The organism is Variovorax sp. LG9.2 (assembly GCF_035018885.1).
Taxonomy (GTDB): Bacteria; Pseudomonadota; Gammaproteobacteria; order Burkholderiales; family Burkholderiaceae_C; genus Variovorax.
Genome location: NZ_JASJXB010000004.1, coordinates 189163 through 206239 on the forward strand (window position 1 = coordinate 189163; position 17077 = coordinate 206239).

Annotated in this window: 21 protein-coding genes, 1 tRNA gene and 2 pseudogenes; 6 read left to right on the forward strand and 18 right to left on the reverse strand. The window is 62.8% G+C overall.

Features of this window, described 5'->3' with window-relative positions; genetic code table 11:
• Positions 1 to 21: 21 nt before the first annotated feature.
• From QN413_RS06085 to QN413_RS06095, 3 genes are all read left to right on the forward strand, one after another.
• Positions 22 to 98 (forward strand) — tRNA-Met (locus tag QN413_RS06085).
• A 168-nt stretch (positions 99 to 266) separates the two neighbouring features.
• Positions 267 to 476 (forward strand): hypothetical protein, encoded by a 210-nt coding sequence (locus QN413_RS06090; protein ID WP_323495726.1) that lies wholly within the window; start codon positions 267 to 269, stop codon positions 474 to 476.
• A complete protein-coding gene (locus QN413_RS06095) occupies positions 473 to 865 on the forward strand; it encodes a DUF4149 domain-containing protein (protein WP_323495727.1) in 393 nt (130 codons plus the stop codon). The genes QN413_RS06090 and QN413_RS06095 overlap by 4 nt, the downstream gene beginning before the upstream one ends.
• Before the next feature lie 94 nt (positions 866 to 959).
• Here QN413_RS06095 and QN413_RS06100 read toward each other — a convergent pair.
• A pseudogene (locus QN413_RS06100) lies at positions 960 to 1317 on the reverse strand (IS3 family transposase); the annotation flags it as partial.
• 197 nt (positions 1318 to 1514) lie between these two features.
• Between QN413_RS06100 and QN413_RS06105 the strand changes: the two are divergent.
• Complete coding sequence (locus QN413_RS06105; RefSeq protein ID WP_323495728.1) at positions 1515 to 2333, forward strand: SPFH domain-containing protein; 819 nt, start codon at positions 1515 to 1517, stop codon at positions 2331 to 2333.
• Between the two features lie 301 nt (positions 2334 to 2634).
• Here QN413_RS06105 and QN413_RS27320 read toward each other — a convergent pair whose 3' ends face one another.
• The 4 genes from QN413_RS27320 to QN413_RS06120 form a co-directional block, all read right to left on the reverse strand.
• Entirely contained in the window at positions 2635 to 2889 is a 255-nt protein-coding gene (locus QN413_RS27320; RefSeq protein WP_416352148.1) for a hypothetical protein, read from the reverse strand.
• Positions 2771 to 3175, reverse strand: coding sequence for a hypothetical protein (locus QN413_RS06110; protein ID WP_323495729.1), 405 nt, complete (start codon positions 3173 to 3175; stop codon positions 2771 to 2773). The genes QN413_RS27320 and QN413_RS06110 overlap by 119 nt, the downstream gene beginning before the upstream one ends.
• 91 nt (positions 3176 to 3266) lie before the next feature.
• Positions 3267 to 3581, reverse strand: coding sequence for a hypothetical protein (locus QN413_RS06115; protein ID WP_323495730.1), 315 nt, complete (start codon positions 3579 to 3581; stop codon positions 3267 to 3269).
• Between the two features lie 4 nt (positions 3582 to 3585).
• Positions 3586 to 4812, reverse strand: coding sequence for a PQQ-dependent sugar dehydrogenase (locus tag QN413_RS06120; RefSeq protein ID WP_323495731.1), 1227 nt, complete (start codon positions 4810 to 4812; stop codon positions 3586 to 3588).
• 300 nt (positions 4813 to 5112) lie between these two features.
• On the opposite strand from QN413_RS06120, the gene QN413_RS06125 reads away from it, so the two are divergent.
• A complete protein-coding gene (locus QN413_RS06125) occupies positions 5113 to 5430 on the forward strand; it encodes a hypothetical protein (protein ID WP_323495732.1) in 318 nt (105 codons plus the stop codon).
• Between the two features lie 25 nt (positions 5431 to 5455).
• Here the strand turns inward: QN413_RS06125 and QN413_RS06130 are convergent, their stop codons facing one another.
• Genes QN413_RS06130 through QN413_RS06145 form a run of 4 tightly spaced genes read right to left on the reverse strand, consistent with a single transcriptional unit; the run spans position 5456 to position 7243 of the window.
• Entirely contained in the window at positions 5456 to 5866 is a 411-nt protein-coding gene (locus QN413_RS06130; protein ID WP_323495733.1) for a hypothetical protein, read from the reverse strand.
• Between the two features lie 45 nt (positions 5867 to 5911).
• Positions 5912 to 6223 (reverse strand): hypothetical protein, encoded by a 312-nt coding sequence (locus QN413_RS06135; RefSeq protein WP_323495734.1) that lies wholly within the window; start codon positions 6221 to 6223, stop codon positions 5912 to 5914.
• Positions 6224 to 6282: 59 nt separating this feature from the next.
• On the reverse strand, positions 6283 to 6696 hold the full coding sequence (locus QN413_RS06140) for a LysR substrate-binding domain-containing protein (RefSeq protein WP_323495735.1): 414 nt from the start codon (positions 6694 to 6696) through the stop codon (positions 6283 to 6285).
• Positions 6587 to 7243, reverse strand: coding sequence for a LysR family transcriptional regulator (locus QN413_RS06145; protein ID WP_323495736.1), 657 nt, complete (start codon positions 7241 to 7243; stop codon positions 6587 to 6589). The genes QN413_RS06140 and QN413_RS06145 overlap by 110 nt, the downstream gene beginning before the upstream one ends.
• 70 nt (positions 7244 to 7313) lie before the next feature.
• Here QN413_RS06145 and QN413_RS06150 point away from each other — a divergent pair.
• A pseudogene (locus tag QN413_RS06150) lies at positions 7314 to 7724 on the forward strand (zinc-binding dehydrogenase); the annotation flags it as partial.
• 130 nt (positions 7725 to 7854) lie between these two features.
• Here the strand turns inward: QN413_RS06150 and QN413_RS06155 are convergent.
• The 9 genes from QN413_RS06155 to argE all read right to left on the reverse strand — a co-directional run bounded on the left by QN413_RS06155 (position 7855) and on the right by argE (position 17016).
• Complete coding sequence (locus QN413_RS06155) at positions 7855 to 8574, reverse strand: ABC transporter ATP-binding protein (RefSeq protein WP_323495737.1); 720 nt, start codon at positions 8572 to 8574, stop codon at positions 7855 to 7857.
• Entirely contained in the window at positions 8571 to 9365 is a 795-nt protein-coding gene (locus QN413_RS06160; protein ID WP_416352146.1) for an ABC transporter ATP-binding protein, read from the reverse strand. The genes QN413_RS06155 and QN413_RS06160 overlap by 4 nt, the downstream gene beginning before the upstream one ends.
• A complete protein-coding gene (locus QN413_RS06165; protein WP_323495738.1) occupies positions 9362 to 10225 on the reverse strand; it encodes a branched-chain amino acid ABC transporter permease in 864 nt (287 codons plus the stop codon). Before QN413_RS06165 ends, QN413_RS06160 begins: the two co-directional genes overlap by 4 nt.
• Positions 10225 to 11106 carry a branched-chain amino acid ABC transporter permease gene (locus QN413_RS06170; RefSeq protein WP_187053119.1) on the reverse strand — a complete coding sequence of 294 codons (882 nt, stop codon included), beginning with the start codon at positions 11104 to 11106 and terminating at the stop codon, positions 10225 to 10227. The genes QN413_RS06165 and QN413_RS06170 overlap by 1 nt, the downstream gene beginning before the upstream one ends.
• A gap of 185 nt (positions 11107 to 11291) precedes the next feature.
• Positions 11292 to 12440 carry an ABC transporter substrate-binding protein gene (locus tag QN413_RS06175; RefSeq protein WP_187053120.1) on the reverse strand — a complete coding sequence of 383 codons (1149 nt, stop codon included), beginning with the start codon at positions 12438 to 12440 and terminating at the stop codon, positions 11292 to 11294.
• A gap of 69 nt (positions 12441 to 12509) precedes the next feature.
• The gene (locus QN413_RS06180) at positions 12510 to 13523 is read right to left on the reverse strand and encodes an ornithine cyclodeaminase family protein (protein ID WP_323495739.1); all 1014 of its coding nucleotides are present in this window, start codon (positions 13521 to 13523) and stop codon (positions 12510 to 12512) included.
• A gap of 30 nt (positions 13524 to 13553) precedes the next feature.
• Positions 13554 to 14543: a threonine/serine dehydratase gene (locus QN413_RS06185; RefSeq protein WP_323495740.1), complete on the reverse strand. Its 990-nt coding sequence runs from the start codon at positions 14541 to 14543 to the stop codon at positions 13554 to 13556.
• Positions 14540 to 15829: an MFS transporter gene (locus QN413_RS06190; RefSeq protein WP_323495741.1), complete on the reverse strand. Its 1290-nt coding sequence runs from the start codon at positions 15827 to 15829 to the stop codon at positions 14540 to 14542. The genes QN413_RS06185 and QN413_RS06190 overlap by 4 nt, the downstream gene beginning before the upstream one ends.
• A gap of 20 nt (positions 15830 to 15849) precedes the next feature.
• Positions 15850 to 17016 carry an acetylornithine deacetylase gene (argE, locus tag QN413_RS06195; RefSeq protein WP_323495742.1) on the reverse strand — a complete coding sequence of 389 codons (1167 nt, stop codon included), beginning with the start codon at positions 17014 to 17016 and terminating at the stop codon, positions 15850 to 15852.
• Positions 17017 to 17077: the final 61 nt, after the last annotated feature.

Consider the following 17077-nt stretch of genomic DNA (forward strand, 5'->3'; position numbering starts at 1 on the left):
GCCGGCTATAATGTTGGGCTCGGCTCTTTAGCTCAGTCGGTTAGAGCGATGGAATCATAATCCACAGGTCCGCGGTTCGAATCCGTGAAGAGCCACCAGACCCAGCAACGGAAGCCCGCTATCGAACTGATAGCGGGCTTTTTTTGTTTGCAGGCGCTTGTAGGCAATCTGTAGGCGACAGCTAAGCGTCTCCTCGAAGGGGCGATCAACGTGGCGATCCGGCCGCCAGCCTGCAAGGCTGCGCGCCCTCGGGCAAACTAGAAAACATGCCACGACGCAATTCCCCCAACGACATCCGCGACCTCGATGACCTGAGCCGCCTGGCCGACGTGGTGGTCGACAAACGCCAGGGTCAGCGCGCCGCGGCGAAGAAGAACCGCCGCAACCGGCACTACGAGAAGCAGTTCACCCGCAATACGCTCGCACATCTGCTTAGCGGTAAGGCTGTTGCGGCCCATGGCGCCGAACCCGCATGATCCAGGCGCTGGCGGTTCTCACCACAGCCTTGCTGTTCGGCGGCATGGCTCTGTATTCGTTCGGCTTCGCGGCCTTCCTGTTCACGGCCTTGCCCCCCGACGTTGCAGGCGCCACACTGCGGCGCGCGTTTCCAGCGTTCTATCTGTTCGTGATCGCGGCCGCGGCAATCGGCGCGGGCCTGCTGTGGCCTCTGGATGCGGTGGCTGCCGGGCTGATGGCGGCCATTGCCATCACGACAGTGCCCTCGCGCCAGTTGCTGATGCCGGCCATCAATGCCGCCACCGACCAAGGGATGCGCCAGCGCTTCAGGTGGCTGCACGGCATGTCTGTAGTAATTACGCTGGCGCACATCGTGGCTGCTGGCGCTGTGCTGGTGCGGCTGGTCTGAGTGAATCACGCCCTCAGAACTAACGGCGTTTCTTGGCGCCGTGCCCTGGTCACGTTACTTCGCACACGTCGATAGGCTGACTAACTGTCGATTTCTACTCGAAGGCATTGGGTGGCAAGTTGCCCAGTGTGGAGTGCAGCCAACACTGTTGTAGAAGCCGACGATGTAGTCGGCAATGTCACCCGTGGCCTCGGCATGGTTGGCGGAATCGCACTGTCAGACGCGCTCCATCTTCAGGTTCAGGAAGAAGCGCTCCATGACGGGTTGTCCCACCAATTTGCGTTGCGACTCATGCTGCCAACCATTCCGTGCTTTGCCAGAAGGGCTCAATGTGAACCACAGGCGTACTGACTTCCACGATCCGAATGCACTATCAAGCCCGGGCCTGGTTGACGCTGCGCAATGGCCAGCCGCAACGCCTCGCACACCCGCTTGCAGGGGCAGACCCGAGCTTGGCATGCCCTTGCTGTCTCGCACTGATCTGTGGGCGCAGAAGCTGATGGCAAATGCAGACCATGGCCTCGATAAAGTTACTGTTAGTCGTGACAATTGAATTGGGACAGATGCTCAAAGGTTGGGAGCCTGTGCCGCGTGGAGCCTTTGACATCCACATCTACCAACACACACGGACCCCAAGTAAGGAACCTCCATGGCCGCCGCCTCCCCCTTCGTGATTTTGCTGGTGCTTCTGCTGCTGGGCGCCTTCTACACCGTCAAGATCCTCGATCAGTTTCAGCGCGGCGTGGTGCTGACGCTGGGCAAATTCACTGGCGTCCGGGGGCCGGGTCTGACGATCCTGATCCCTTTCGCGCAGACCATGCGGCGCGCCGACATGCGGGTCAAGGTGATGCCGATTCCGTCTCAAGACGTGATCACCAGCGACAACGTTTCGGTGAAGGTGTCGGCGGTCGCATTCTTCAAGATCGTCGATCCGAGGATGGCCTTGCTTGACGTCGAGGACTACCTGAGCGCCATCGCCCAACTCGCACCGATCGCGCTGCGCGCCAACATCGGCAAGCACATGCTGGACGAGCTGCTCTCAAAGCAGGATGTGCTGAACAAGGCTTTGAGCGTGGCGCTGGAGGAACGCACGCAAAGCTGGGGCGTGCACATCATCAACGTCGAGATCCGTACCGTCGACCTCGACCAGACGATGATCCGGGCGATGGCCCAGGAGGCCGAAGCCGAACGCGGCGCACGGGCCCGGGTGATCACGGCCAACGGCGAATACGAGGCGGCCGCCAAGCTCGCTGAAGCTGCCGACATCCTGTCGAAAAATCCAGCTGCACTGACACTCCGCACGCTGGCGACCTTGAAGGAAATCGGCGCCGAGCAAAACACCACCATCATCTTCCCGGTCGCCCAGGAAAATCTGATGGCGCCGTCGCTTTCGGGCGTAGCGATGGCATACGCGTTGTCGCATCAAGCTCCACCGCCCGCCCGATCTGCCGCGTCCAATCCGACCTGAGCGCAGTCTTCCGGTCCCCGCGCAGGCTTCGTGGATGTCACCTGCATAGCTCTTCAGAGTGAAGGTACGCGCTCCCATTCCATCGCACTAAGGGCGGCACAGGCAAGCTGCGGCGAGCCGAAGGGCAGTGTCGCAATAAGTCATGACGAGTGAGCGAATGCGATGGCCGAGAGAACAAGTTGAACGAAGCGCTGCGCGTCTTTCTGCGACACAACCGCGAATTCGGGTTTGAGTTCTTGTTCGAGTGGGGAGCGGTGTGTCGTGAGCCGAGCAACTAATCGAGACCGATGTGCGGCTCGCATCACTTCAGAAGCTGCTCGCGAATCGTCAGTAACTCCTGCCGACGCATTGCGTCCGACTTCGGATAACTCATCTGAAGCGTCCCGAGTGTGTCGAGAACGATCTGGGACACGATCAGCCGCGCGTTCTCCTTGTCGTCAGCGGGTACGACATACCACGGTGCCGCCCGCGAAACTTGATGATCCGCGTGCCCTTGCGGGTGAGGCTCCTTCCAGACCGTCTTCGCGTCGAGCGGCGTTCCGGGCAGCGCTCGGATGTTTGAAGCTGAAGACCTGGCAGCCTTGTGGGTTGACGCCGGACATCACTTGCTGGATGACACCGTCTTTTCCCGCAGCGTCCATCGCCTGAAAAATCATCAACACCGCACGGCTGTTGGCGGCGTACAGAAGTTTTTGCAACGCGCTCAGTTGCGCGACATGCTCAGCCAGAACTCTTTGATATGCCCCCTTGGACTTGCAGACAGGCTTCACCCAGGTCGGCCGCTTCTCGAGCGTCACCTTTTTGCCCTGCGGCACGCGGAAGTCTTCGGTGTTCAGTTTCATGCTCGTCCTTTTGACCGTGAGCGCTGCGCCCACCGGCCATCACAGGGGTCGATCGACTACGCGATGGCGCATCGCTTGAAAACCGGCATCTTCACGGCCGCCGAACGACTCCGACGCCGACCGCCGCGGCCAGCGTGCCGGTCACAAGCGCAAGGGGCAGCGGTGTCATCAAGATGCCAACAACGGCCATCGTCGAGAAGATCAGCACATTGGCCAAGAACGACAGGTTGAGCCACAGGCCCGGGCGAGACCACAGGCGCCGGCGTTCGCGAAAGGCGTGGAGCGTTGTCTGGCTGCCGAACACCAGGGCGACAAGCGCGAGCGTATCGAGGGCTGCGGCGTCGAGCCCCATCCTGAAATGGCCGACAGCCACCGCGCCGATGATCCAGGCGTTTGGAATACTCACGTGACTACTTCGGCGTGAGCCGGTATAAGCCGCCCGCGTGGTCATCCTCAATCAACCACAGCGCGCCATCCGGCGCCTGCTCGACGTCGCGGACACGGAAGCCGACTCCCCAGTGCTCGGCCGGTGTCGCGATCGCGCCGTGCACCTCGATCCGATGCAGGGCGCGGCTTATGAGACCGCCCGCGAAAGCCGAGCCCTTCCAATCCGGAAACATCGCGCCGCTGTAAAACATCAGGTTGCCGGGCGCGAGGACGGGTGTCCAGTAGATCACGGGTTTGGCAAGGTCGGCGCGCGTGTCGGGGCTTGCGATGGGCACGCCGTCGTAGTTCACCGCATAGGAGACGAGCGGCCAACCATAGTTCTTACCCGGCTCGATCAGGTTGAGTTCGTCGCCGCCGCGCGGCCCGTGCTCGAGTTCCCAAAGCCGGCCATCCGGCGCGAACGCGAGCCCGTAGGGCGTGCGATGCCCCGAGGTCCAAGTCTCGGAGGGCGTCAGATTGGGGCCGTCAAAAACATAGGTGCCCACGACCGGCGCGGTTTTAGCGGACTCCGTATCTCTTGGCGGATCGATCACTGGGACGGACCGTGCGCCGGTCTTGCCCTCCATCGGGTTGCCGGGTGCGGGCTTGCCGTCCAGGGTCAAACGCAGGATCTTGCCTGCCGGTTGGTTCGGGTCCTGGGCGGGAGTAAATCGCTGTCGATCGCCCGCTGTGAGGAAGAGAAAGGTCTGATCCGGCGAAAAGGCCACAGCAGCGCCGACCTGGCCCCCCTTGCCCTTGATCGGGTCGCGCCAGACGACCTTCAGGTCCCCCAGCGAGGCGGTGCCAACGCCAATCTTGAGCGTCGCGCGGGCGAGCGCCAGGCTCGAAGTCCCCGGGTCCTGACCGGGCTCTGAATAGGTCAGGTAGATCGCCCCATCGCTCGAATAGGCCGGGGCCAAGTAGACGCCGAGCAGGCCGTTCTGCCCTTCGTGCAGCACGGGCGGCACGCCAGTAACTTCGAGCTTCTCCCCGGATTGGGTCACTAGAAAGAGCTTGCCGCTCTTCTCGGTGATCAGCATGCGTCCGTCCGGCAGAAAGGCGATGCGCCACGGCAGATCGAATTGCGCGAACTTCGTGAGCTTGAACGGAGGTGATGGGGTGGGAGGCAGAGATCCGGCGTTGATCTGCGCCACTACGGGCGTAGCACCGAGGAGCAACCAGGGGATGAGTCCGAACTTCGGGAATTGCATGCTTCGCTCGCCAGTGGCCAAGCAGGAGAGTATCCGGCGAGCGTGAAAGCAGCGCCGTGCACCGGGCTATCGGCGCGACGGGCGCGACGGGCGCGACGGGCGACGAGCGACGAGCCTTTCATCAACACCAGCTTGTGCTGCCAAGCTGCCGTGTCGTGCGCCGGCGCCACAGTGATTGCAGACGTTCAATTGCAGGTTGCCAATGACGTAAAAGGGCCCTTAGCAGACCTTCCTCCTGCTCTTAAGCAGTCGTTTTATGTAGCCATGCTGTGTTTCCGTTGAAGCTTAATGAGGCACCGTATGGATACTTGGCTTGAGCGGCAGGCGCCCTTTGACAAAGCCCTTGCAAATGCGCTGATCGCGGCAACGCCCGAGACATGGGCGCGAGCGGAAGTCGAGGTCAGTCGGGACGACGATGGCGCGACCGAAGAAATGTCGATCGTCATCACGTCGCCGGATGGACGGCCAGAAGTCGTAAGCGCGACAGAAGACCTGTTCGCCGCCCTCTATGGTCTCTCGGACTTCTTTCGGGAGCGCGGGACGGTCTGGAACAAGATCGTTTGCTCAGTCGCTGAAGAAGCCGGCGACTGGACCTTCAAGGTGAGTTACGAGTACTGAGGTCAGCTTCTGGCCGTTAGCGGCGTTACTCGGCAGCAAGAGCGGAGGGCCAGTGCGGCGCTTTTCGCCAGTGCACCCCTTGACCAAACGGTCGCCCATGCTTGAAGCAAAGAAACACATCGACGACCGCGGCAGCTTGAAACCATTCGTCCGCGCGAAGGGCCAATTCCCCGCCGCTAAACGCAAGCACCGTCCCATCTGGAAACACTGGACTCGGTTGGTTGTGAAAAGCACGCAGCCGTTCTGACGCCGCCACATCAAACTTTTCGATCATGCAGGTCACGCCACCGCCAGCTACTTGCAGATAGTTGCCTGCTTCGTCCGTCAGCGATGCGTAGGAGTTCGGGCCGTAGCTGCGCAGCTTCAAAAGCCGCTTTTCAAGCTGGCTGTCGGTGGGATCAACGAGAGCTTCGAGGCGCTCCATTTCAAGCTTCATGATGAGGTGATGGTCAATGTCTGCTGTTGGCACGATTGTTGTCCATCAATCGCCCAAGAACTTGAGGTATGTGTGGTTGCTGTGAACGGCTTGTTGAGCAAGCCGTATTACCTTCTCGAGGTGTCCAGACAGTTCTGCATCCGTGGAAGAGCTCCTGACCTCCGCCAGTTCAATGAGCAGGACAGGAATCTGTCTCTGATTGAACACGGTGACACCCCACGGATCGATGAAGCGCATACAGATCGGCGGAAGAGCGATCGACTGGTCAATGGCGAGCGATGTAAGACAACCCAGGGGATCAAAAATCGCCTGGATCTTTTCTTGCTTTTCGTTCACCCATACCGTATCGATTCCCAAGTTACCCCCTCGTAGCGGATGTCTGCTTCTGGCCCGATAGCAGCAGCTGGGGCGGGCTCTCAGGCGTCTTCGTTGCTCCAAGGAGCGGATTCCAGGGGCAAGGTCACTGACGCCATCAAATGGGGGAGCTGCGTCAGCACCAGATCGATCACCACCCGCACCTTCATCGGCAACGTCCGCACCCTCGGCCAGATCGCGTTGAGCTCATAGCCGAAGGGCGTGGCTTCCTCGAAAACGCGCACCAGTCGGCCCGCTTCGACTTCGCGCGCGGCCATCCAGACCGGTACCCGCGCCAAGCCCCAACCGGCAATGGCGCCGTTTATCACTATATCTAGCGAGTCGCAGACGAAGCGCGACTCGATCTCAAAGGGGAGGTGGATGTCTGCATTGTCGGCAGAGGCAGGGCTGCCGCCAGCCTTGGCGCGCATAGCCCACGAAACGATGCGACGTGCGCTGCGCCACAAGGTCTTCATAGGACGCAGGCCGCGAGTGCTTGGCCAGATACCCCGGCGACGCATAGACCCCCATCACCTGCCGGCCGAGAGCGCGCGCGGCTAGCGTCGTGCTGTCATCAAGCGCACCGCTGCGGATAGCTAGATCGATGCCTTCCTCGATCAAGTCGACGCGCCGGTCTCTGTAGGTGATGTCGAAGCTCAGTTGCGGATGCCGCTCACCCAAGTCGAACAGAAGTGGCGCGATCAGCAGTCGGCCGATGATGATGGGCATGGTGAGCCGCACGCGGCCCACTGGATCCCGCCGGCCGGCTTCGAGCTCTTCGCCCGCAGCGGCCAATTCGTCCCGCGCCCGTCGACACCGCTCGTAGTAGGACTGCCCTGGCTCCGTCAAACGATGGCTGCGCGTCGTGCGATGAAAGAGCCTTGTATCGAGCCGGGCCTCCAGCCGCGCCACGCTTTTGCCCACCGCAGAGCGGGTGAGCTTCAGCTTGTCGGCTGCCGCCGCGAAGTTGCCGGCTTCGACAACCGCCACGAAGACCTCGATGCTGTCCAGCCGTTCACTCATTAGAGAATTTTAGGATGCAATCTGGCGACTGAAATGTTCCATTGGTGATTCATGAGAGCCAAAAAAGCGCGACAAAGCGATGGCGCTCGGCGCTGCGCATGTCATCGCACGCGAAGCCGACTGGCCAGCCGAGGTCAAGCGCTTGACCGGTGGACGCGGCGTCGATCACTTGCTGGAGACCGTCGGCGTGGCCAATCTGGGACGCTCGCTGACCGTCGTGGCGCCAGGCGGCAGGATTTCCTTGATCGGCGTTATCGAGGGAGGCAAGGTCGAGGCCCAGGCCATCGACCTCATCCGCAGCTGGGCGGTCGTACAGGGCATCAGCGTGGGCCATCGTCGTGCACTGGAAGACATGATCCGCGCCATCGATACGACGCACATGCAGCCCGTCATCGACACGGTCTACGGCTTTGCCGATGTACGGGCTGCCTTCGCGCAATTGGAGCGTGGCGCTTTCGGCAAGGTGGTCGTCTCGATTTGAGATTTTGGTCAACCTGTGCGCGCCGTTCAGTGACCTTGTCTTGGCCTGAAGAGATCGACCCGGTCGCGACGTTGGTGCGGCAGTCGTTCGATTCGAACACCGTGCGTCGCGGTTCAGCAAGTGCAGCCTGCTAGCCGCCCAGATAGGCGTCTTGCACCTTCGGGTTACCGAGCAGCTCGCGCCCGCTGCCGGCCAGCGCGATGCGGCCGGTTTCGATCACGTAGGCACGGTCGGCGATCTTCAGTGCCTGACGCACGTTCTGCTCGACCAGAAAAATCGTCAGCCCGTTCTTGTTGATCTCGCGGAGCGTCCGGAAGATGTCCTGCACGATGATCGGCGCCAGCCCCATCGAAGGCTCGTCGAGCAGCAGCACGCGCGGCCTGGCCATCAAGGCGCGACCGATGGCCAGCATCTGCTGCTCACCGCCCGACAGGTTGCCCGCCAAGCCATCGGCACGGTCTTTCAGCACCGGGAACAGCGTGAAGATGCGGTCGAGGTCGTCGGCACGCTGCGCACGGCCATCGCGCCGCGTGTAGGCACCAAGCTCGAGGTTCTCGCGCACGCTCAGCGTGGTGAGCGTCGCGCGCCCTTCCGCCACCTGCACCATGCCCGCGGCGACGATCTTGTGTGGCGGCAGCGAGGTCAGGTCTTGCCCTTGCAGCTCGACCTTGCCGGCCGCCTTCTTGACGAGCCCCGACAACGCCAGCAGCGTCGTCGACTTGCCCGCACCGTTGGCGCCCACGAGCGTCGTGATCTGCCCTTCGTGCAGCTCCAGGTCGATGCCTTTGACCGCTTCGATGTGACCGTAGGCGACCTTGAGCCCGTCGACCTTGAGAAGCACGGCGCTCATTGTTCAACCTCCGTGCCGGCTTCGTCTTCTTCGCGGCCGAGGTAGGCCTCGATGACCTGCGGGTCGTTGCGAATCTCGTCAGGGCCGCCGCGCGCGATGATGCGGCCGAAGTTCAGCACGGCGATGTGCTCGCACAGGCCCATGACGAAACGCATGTCGTGTTCGATCATGAAGATGGTGTAACCGCGCGCAGCGATGTTGCGAATCTCGACCATCAGGTCGGTCTTCTCGGTGCTGTTCATGCCGGCGACCGGCTCGTCGAGCAACAGCAAAGTGGGATCGGTCGCGAGCGCGCGCGCCAGCTCGAGCTTGCGCTGTTCGCCGTAGGAAAGGTTGTCGGCGATGTCGCTGGCCTTGTGGTCCAGCTTGACCCACGACAGCAACTCGCGCGCACGGTCCCGCGCACGGCGCTCTTCGCTTCGAAAGAGTCCCGACGAGGTCAGCAGCCCGAACGCACCGTAGCCCAGGTTGGCGTGCATGCCGACCATCACGTTCTCCAGCAGCGACATTTCCTTGAAGACGCGGATGTTCTGAAACGTCCGCGCAATGCCGGCACGCGTGATCTCGTGCGGCTTCATGCCGGCGAGATCGTTGCCCTGGAAGCGGATCGTGCCGCCGGTCACAGGAAGCAAACCGGTCGTGAGATTGAACACCGTCGTCTTGCCGGCGCCGTTCGGACCGATGAGGCCGAACACGCCGCCCTTCGGCACATCGAGGTGCACTTCCTGCAGCACCCTGAGGCCGCCGAAGTGACGCGAAACGCCATCGAGTGTCAGCAGGCCCGCGCTCATGCCACCACTCCCTTGCGACCGAACCAATTCCGGATGCGCACCGGATCCCAGATGCCCTTGGGCAGGAACAGGACGATCAACACGAGGATGATTCCGTTGAGCACCAGGCGGAAATCGCCGAAGGCCCGCAGCGATTCGGGGAGGATCGTCAGGATGACGCCGCCGAGCACGGGCCCGGTGAGTCCATTGATGCCGCCGAGCACCGCCATCGTCAGGATGTCGACGCCGCGGTCGAAGCCGAACTCGTTCGGTCCGATAAAGAAGGTCAGGTGCGCGTTGAGCGTGCCGGCCAGACCCGCGATGGCTGCGCCGAGCACGAAGGCCAGCATCTTGTGGGCGCCGACGTCGATGCCCATAAGCCCCGCGGCCGTCTCGTCTTCCTTGATGGCTTCGAACGCGCGGCCGATTTTCGAGTGCCGCAAACGCCAGAGTGCCGACAGCACCAGCACCACCGCGAGCAGCACGTGCCACCACTCCGTCGAGGGCGGAATACCGTTCAAGCCGAGGGCACCGCCGGTGAGTGATTCGGCATTGAGGATCACGATGCGCACAACTTCGCCGAAAGCCAGCGTTGCCATGGCGAGGTACACGCCCGACAGTCGCAGCGTCGGCTTTCCGATGATGAAAGCCATCAATGCCGGTGCCGCCATGCCGGCCGCGATCGCGACCGGAAACGGCGCGCCGTAACTCATCGTGAGGATGGCCGAGGTGTAGGCGCCGATGCCCATGAACGCGGCGTTGGCCATCGCCAGCATGCCGCACGACAGCGTGAGCCAGATCGACAACGCCAGCAGCGCATTGGTGCCGAGCGACAGCACCACGTTGCTGTAGACCGACCAGAAGTTGGCGAGCGAGTCCATCAGACTTTGCGTTCCTGCAAAGTGCCGAACAAGCCTTTGGGGCGCACCAGCAGCACGAGGAACAACAAGCCGAAAGCGACCGCGTCACGCATGGTTGAACCGATATAGGCCACCGACAGCACTTCGGCAAAGCCGAGGAAGAGCCCCCCCAGCAGCGCGCCACGAATGTCGCCCATGCCGCCGAGGATGATGACCGCGATGCCCTTGTGCAGCATCGGCTGGCCCATCAGGGGAAACACCGCGTTCGAATAGAGCCCGATGAGTACGCCCGCCAAGCCACCCAACGCTGCAGCAGCGAACGAGGTCATGAAGAACAGGCCTTCGACGTTCACGCCGACAAGGTACGCAGCCTTGGGCGATTCAGCGATGGCGCGCAGCGCGCGGCCGAGCTGCGTGCGCTTGAGCGCCAGCAGCAGCACTGCCATCAAGGCGAACGACAGCAAGATGATGCCGAGCTCGAGCGCCGTCAGATGAATGCCGCCGAGGCTCAACGACTGGTCCGAAATCACGCCTTGCGGAAAGCGGATGTTCTGCGCACCGAATATGCCCTGAATGCCGTTGTTGATGATGATGGCCACGCCGATGGTGGCGATCATCGGGATCAGGTGCGGTGCGTTGCGCGCACGCAGCGGCTTGAGCACCAGAAAGTCGATCAGCAGCCCGAGCGCACCGCAAAAAACAAAGGCGAACAGCATGCCCGCCCATAGCGGCAGCGCGAAGCGCGCCATGACCTCGACCGCCGCGTAAGCGCCGACCATGAAGACCGCGCCATGCGACAGATTGATGACGCCCAAGACGCCGAAGATGAGCGTGAAACCCAGCGCGAAAAGCGCGTACACGCAGCCCAGCGACAGGGCGTTGACGAGTTGCTGTTCAAGCAAAGTGAAACCTCCGAGCCCGCGACAAGGCAGGCAATACAAACGCTGAAGTTGCTGTCGACAACAGGCCGTCGGCATCGCTTCTTCAGGTGAGACACCGAGGAACCGGCTTTGCCGGACCTCTGGTGTCGCCCCCGGCAGGGGGTGGGAGTCGCGACACGCAGTGCGCAGCGACCTGGGGGCGAGTTCTACTTCTCGATGACGAACTCAGCGCCCTTCGTCACGCTGACGATCGGGACTTGTTGCGCGTCGTAGCCAGCCGGCTTGCCCGCCTTGTCCGTGGCGCGGCGAAACTGGAATGCACCGGTAGCGCCGGTCCACTTCACCGCCGGCAGCGCGTCACGCAAAGCGGTGCGATCGGCCGCCAGGGTGCCCGACAGCTTCACGGTCTTGATGGCCTGCGCCGCGATGTACATCGCGTCGTACGCCTGCGCCGCGAACTGGTCGGGTGCCACCTTGTACTTGTCGTTGTAGCCCTTGATGAACTTGCTGTTCTCGGGCGTCGCATTGCTCAACGACCACGGGCTGCCGACATACAGGTTGTCGGACTGGCCCTTGGCCAGATCGAACACCTTGGCCGAGTTCATGCCGTTGCCGCCGATGAAGGGCACGGCGAGGCCGAGCTGGCGCGCCTGCACCATGATCGGGGCGCCTTCGGCCAGCAAGGCCGACAGCACGATCGCATCGGCACCGCTGGCCTTGATCTTGGTCAGTTGCGCCTTGAAGTCGACGTCGCCCTTGGCGAAGGTCTCGGTGGTCGTCACCGGGATCTTCAGGTCGTCGAGCGCCTTCTTGAAGTTGTCGTAGCCGCTCTTGGTGAACACGTCGTCGTTGCCGTAGAGGACAGCGACTTTCTTGATGCCGGCCTTCTTGACCGCCATCTTGATGGTCTCGGGCAGCACGTCGGCTTCGGTCACCGAGTTGCGAAAGACGTAGTCGCCGATCGAGGTGATGCCGTCGGCCGTATTGGATGTGCCGAAGGCCACCGTCTTGCCGGCTTGAGCGATCGGGTCGCCAGCTTGCGCCGAATTGGACAAGGTCGGGCCGAACACCATCAGGACCTGGTCCTGAAAAATCAGCTTCTTGAAGACGTTGATCGCTTCTTCTTTTTTGCCTTGCTCATCGGCGACGATGAGCTGGATCTTGTCGCCGTTGATGCCACCGGCGGCATTGATCTCATCGGCGGCCAGTTCGAGGCCGTTGCGGATCGCGACACCGTACTGAGCGGCACCGCCGGAAAGGGCTTCAGCCACGCCAATCTTCAGATCGGCGGCCTGCGCCGTGGCACAGAAAGCTGCGAAAGCCAACAGCGTGGCCTTGAATGGAAGTTGTCTCATTTGGAGTCTTTCGGGGGGAAAAAACGAGCGCCAAGCATAAATCAGCTTGGGGCCGGGCATTTGCTCGGGCTACATCGGCAGCCAGGTTCCCACTCGTGCCGCCTTCGCGCGGAGGTACAAAAGGCGCGCCGTCGCGACATCTTCGAGCGCCATGCCGAGCGACTTGAAGAGCGTCACTTCGTTTGCACCGCCACGCCCCGGATGCGCACCGATCACCAGTTCGCCAATCTCTGCACGCAAGCTCGCGGGGCTCACGAGGCCAGCACGCAATGCGTTCAGATAGTCGCCCGATTCGGCAAGCGTCGACTCGCGCCGATCGACGAACAGCGACGCCCGGCCCATCAGCGCCGGCTCGATCTCGCAATAGGCCGGCGTGCTGGAGCCGACCGCGTTGATGTGCGTACCCGGCGCGATCCAGGCATCGAGAAGGATCGGCTCGCGCGCATTCGTGACGGTAACGACGATGTCTGCGTCGCGCACCGCGGCCTCTGCAGACCCCACCGCTTCCATGACGAACCCATAGGCGGGCTGTTCCACCGCCACGAACGCCCGTGCGCTGGCCAGACTGCGGGCGGCAACCTTGACCGAAGTGAGCGGCCGGGCAGCCGCCACGGCCTGCAACTGCCAATGCGCCTGATGGCCGCTGCCGATCAAGGCGAGCTTCGAAGCGTCGGGCCTCGCCAGCAGGCGCGTCGCAAGGCCGGTCATCGCCGCGGTGCGGATGCCGGTGATTTCCGAGGCCGACATCACCGCCATCAATGCGCCGGTCTCGCCGCTGAACAGCAGTACGCAGCCCTGGTGCGGGTCCAGCCCGAGCGCGCTGTTGCCGGGGAAGAAGCCACCGGTCTTGGCGCCGTAGACCGGGTCGGCCCCGCCGATGTAAGCCGGCATCAATCCCAGCAGACCTTTTGCGCCGGGCGGACTGACGATCTGACGCAAGGGCTGGTGCACTTCGCCCTGCGCAAGTGCGGCCATGGCGTCCGACATCAGGTCGATGCAGTCGGGCACGCTCAGGAGTCGGGCGACTTCCTGCTGGGCAAGAAACAGTACAGGCTCGACGACGTCGACCGCACTGGCAGTCATGCCTGATTCATCCAGGACGCGTGCCGCGAATCATCCATGAGCGCGGGCCGCGTCCAGGTGCTTCGTCAACGTCGGAAGATCAGTGTTGGTGCCGCACAGCAGCACGCCCACGCGTTGGCCTTCGAGCTCCTCGCGCAACGGGCCGAGCAAGCCAGCCGTGGCGGCCGCGCAGGCAGGCTCGGGCGACAGTTTGAGTTCTTCGAACAGGTGCAGCATGGCCCTGCGGATCTGGTCGTCGGACACTGTCACGAGCCGGTCGATGCTGCGACTGCAAAGCTCGTAGCTGTAAGCCTCGGTGTGCGGCGCCATCAGGCTGTCGGCGATGCCTTGCATCGGGCCCATCTTGATCGGGTGACCGGCCCTGAAGCTCTGCGCCATGCCGTCAGCGCCTTCGGGCTCGACACCGTAGACCTTGCAGTCGGGCTGCACCAACTTGAAAGCCGTGGCCACGCCAGCTGCCAGACCACCGCCGCCGATCGGCAGGATGACCGCGTCGAGCGCAGGCGCCTGGGTCGCCCATTCGTAGCCGAGCGTCGCGGTACCGAGCACCGTGCGGTAGCCGTTGAACGGGTGCACGAAGAAGCGCCCCTCTTCCTGCTCAATCTGGCGCACGCGCTCGAACGCCGCCGCGCCGTTGTCGGCCATCACGACTTCAGCGCCGTACTGGTGGCACAGCGCCACCCGGAACGGGCTGGCGGTCTTGATCATCACGACCTTGGCGCCGATGCCGAGCTTCATGGCGGCGTAGGCCACCGCCACCGCATGGTTGCCGGCGCTCACGCAGGTCACGCCGGCCTGCCGCTGCTTGTCGTCGAGCGCCAGCATGTTGGAGAACGCGCCACGTGCCTTGAAGGTGCCGCTGGCTTGCAGCAGTTCGAACTTGAAGTTGAGGCGCGTACCGGCGAGGTCGGCCAGAGCGTCCTTGTCGAGCACCGGCGTCTTGAAGACGTAGGGCTCGAGCGCGGCGCTCAACTCGCGGATGGCTTCGAGCGTGGGTACGGGTTGGCCGTCGATCGTCATTTAAAACCCAGCCGGCTGCGCGTGAAGAGCAAGGCAATGATGCTGACGATGGCGGCAAAGATCAGGTAGTAGCTCGGCGACAGCTTGTCGTGCGTCACGCTGATGAGCCAGGTCAGAATGAAGGGCGCGAATCCACCGAAGATCGTCACCGCCGTGTTGTAGCTCAAAGAGAGTCCTGTGGTGCGGGTCTGGGTCGGAAACAGTTCCGACAGCAGCGCCGGTACCGGCGCGAAGTACGCCGTCATCAGGCAACCGAACACGATCTCGACGAGCAGCAGCGTGCCGAAGCTCGGGCTCGCGACCAGCAGCGCGAACATCGGATAGATCAGCACCAGCAGCAGCACCGCGGCGGTCAGCATGATGCGCACACGCCCGACGGTGTCCGACAGATGCCCGATGACGGGCGCGAAGATCATCTGGATGATGCCGACCATCATCGTGGCCGTGAACACGACCGACGCCGGCAGGCCGAGCTGCTTCACGCCGTAGGTCGGCATGAAGAGCACGAGGTAGGTCGCGACCGTGCCGAGGATCACGATGCCGATCGCGAGCAGCAGGCGTTCCTTCTGGTGCGCGAAGGTGTCGCGGATGGGGGTCGTCGTCGCTTCGATCTTCGCGAACTCCGGGCTCTCGTCGACATTGCGGCGGATGTAGTACGCCACCGGGCCGATGAGGAGGCCGAAGATGAACGGAATGCGCCAGCCCCACGCCGCCATCTGGTCACCCGTGAGCGTGCTCGTGAGCACCGCGCCGAAGCCGGCCGCCAGCAAGGTCGTGAGGCCCTGGCTCGCGACTTGCCAGCTCGAGAAAAAGCCGCGGCGCTTCGGCGCAAGCTCGGCGAGAAAGGCTGTTGCGCTGCCGAATTCGCCGCCGGCCGAGAAGCCCTGGATCATTCGCGCCACCACCAGCACCGCCGGCGCAAACAAGCCGATGCTGCTGTAGGTCGGCACGATAGAAATCATCAGGGTGCCGGTGAACATCAGGACGATCGACAAGGTGAGCGCCGCCTTGCGCCCGGCGCGGTCGGCGTAGGCGCCGATGACGATGGCACCGAGCGGTCGCAAGAAGAACGAGACGCCGAAGGTGCCGAGCGTGAGCAGCAGCGACACCGTGTCGTCGCCCGTCGGAAAAAAGAGCTTGGAGATGGTCGCGGCAAAGAAGCCGTAGACCACCAGGTCGAACCATTCGAGCGCATTGCCGATCGATGCTGCAATGACGGCGCGCCACGGTGGCGTTTCTGTTATCGCGGCGGGGTGGCGCAGCACGCCGGCGGTTACTTGGCTCATGTGTTTGTTCTTTCCAAAAATCAGCCCGGCAGCGACATGCTGCGAATCAGCTTGCGCATGAAGGACTCGCACTGTTCGATCTGCGCCAAGGTAACGAACTCGTTGGCCTTATGTGCGTCTTCGATGCTGCCCGGCCCGCACACCACAGAAGGGATGCCCAATTGCTGGAACAGTCCCGCTTCCGTGCCGTAGGCCACCTTGCGCACATCGCGGTCGCCGGTGAGCGCGCGAACCAGTTGCGTGATGGCCGCCTGCTCCGATGCATCGAGCGTAGGCGCGGTGGCCAGCAGTTCGAAGTCGATGGCCGCGCCCGCGTGCTCGTTTTTCATTCGCGGCAACAGCGTGTTGGTCGCGTAGTCCTTGATGCGCTCGATGATCGGCGCGCTGTCGACGCCCGGCAGGTTGCGGTATTCGAATCCAAACTCGCACTGCGAGGGAATCGTGTTGATCGCAATGCCGCCGCTGATGGTGCCGGTCTGTAGCGTGGTGAAGGGCACGTCGAACGCGTTGTCGAAAGGCCCATCGCGTCGATACTGATCGGCCTGGTCGCGGATGAAGCAGATCAGCCGTGCGGCGTACTCGATTGCGTTGAGGCCATGCGGCGTCAACGACGAATGCGCCGCATGCCCGTGCACACGGCAGCGGTACGCGTTGATGCCCTTGTGCGCCACGATGACGCGCATGTCGGGCGGCTCACCGACGATGCAGCCATTGGCATGGATGCCACGCGCCTTGAGGTCGGCCAGCATGTAGGGCGCGCCGACGCAGCCAAGCTCTTCATCGCACGAGAAGGCGAAGTGGATCGGCTCCTTGAGCCGCGCGGCTTTCATCTCCGGCAGCAGCGTGAGCGCCACGCCGATGAAGCCCTTCATGTCGCAGGTGCCGCGGCCGAAGAGCTTGCCTTCGCGCACCGTCGGCTCAAAGGGGCCGCTGTCCCATTTCTGCCCTTTGACCGGCACCGTGTCGGTGTGCCCCGAAAGCACGATGCCGCCTTGCGTCGAACCGTCGGCCGCGGGCAAGGTCGCGAAGACATTCGCCTTCCTGCCGGTGGCTTCGTAAGTGAGCGTCGACCTGGCACCATGCCGCTCGAGGTCGTCCCGGACCGTCTCGATGAGGCCCAGATTAGACTCAAAGCTGGTCGTATCGATGCGGATCAACTTCTCGATCCAGGAAAGAGAAATCGGCATTGGCGTCGGGTCCTTCAAGGTGGTCACAGAATTATCATATGCGAAAATTTTCAGATAAGAA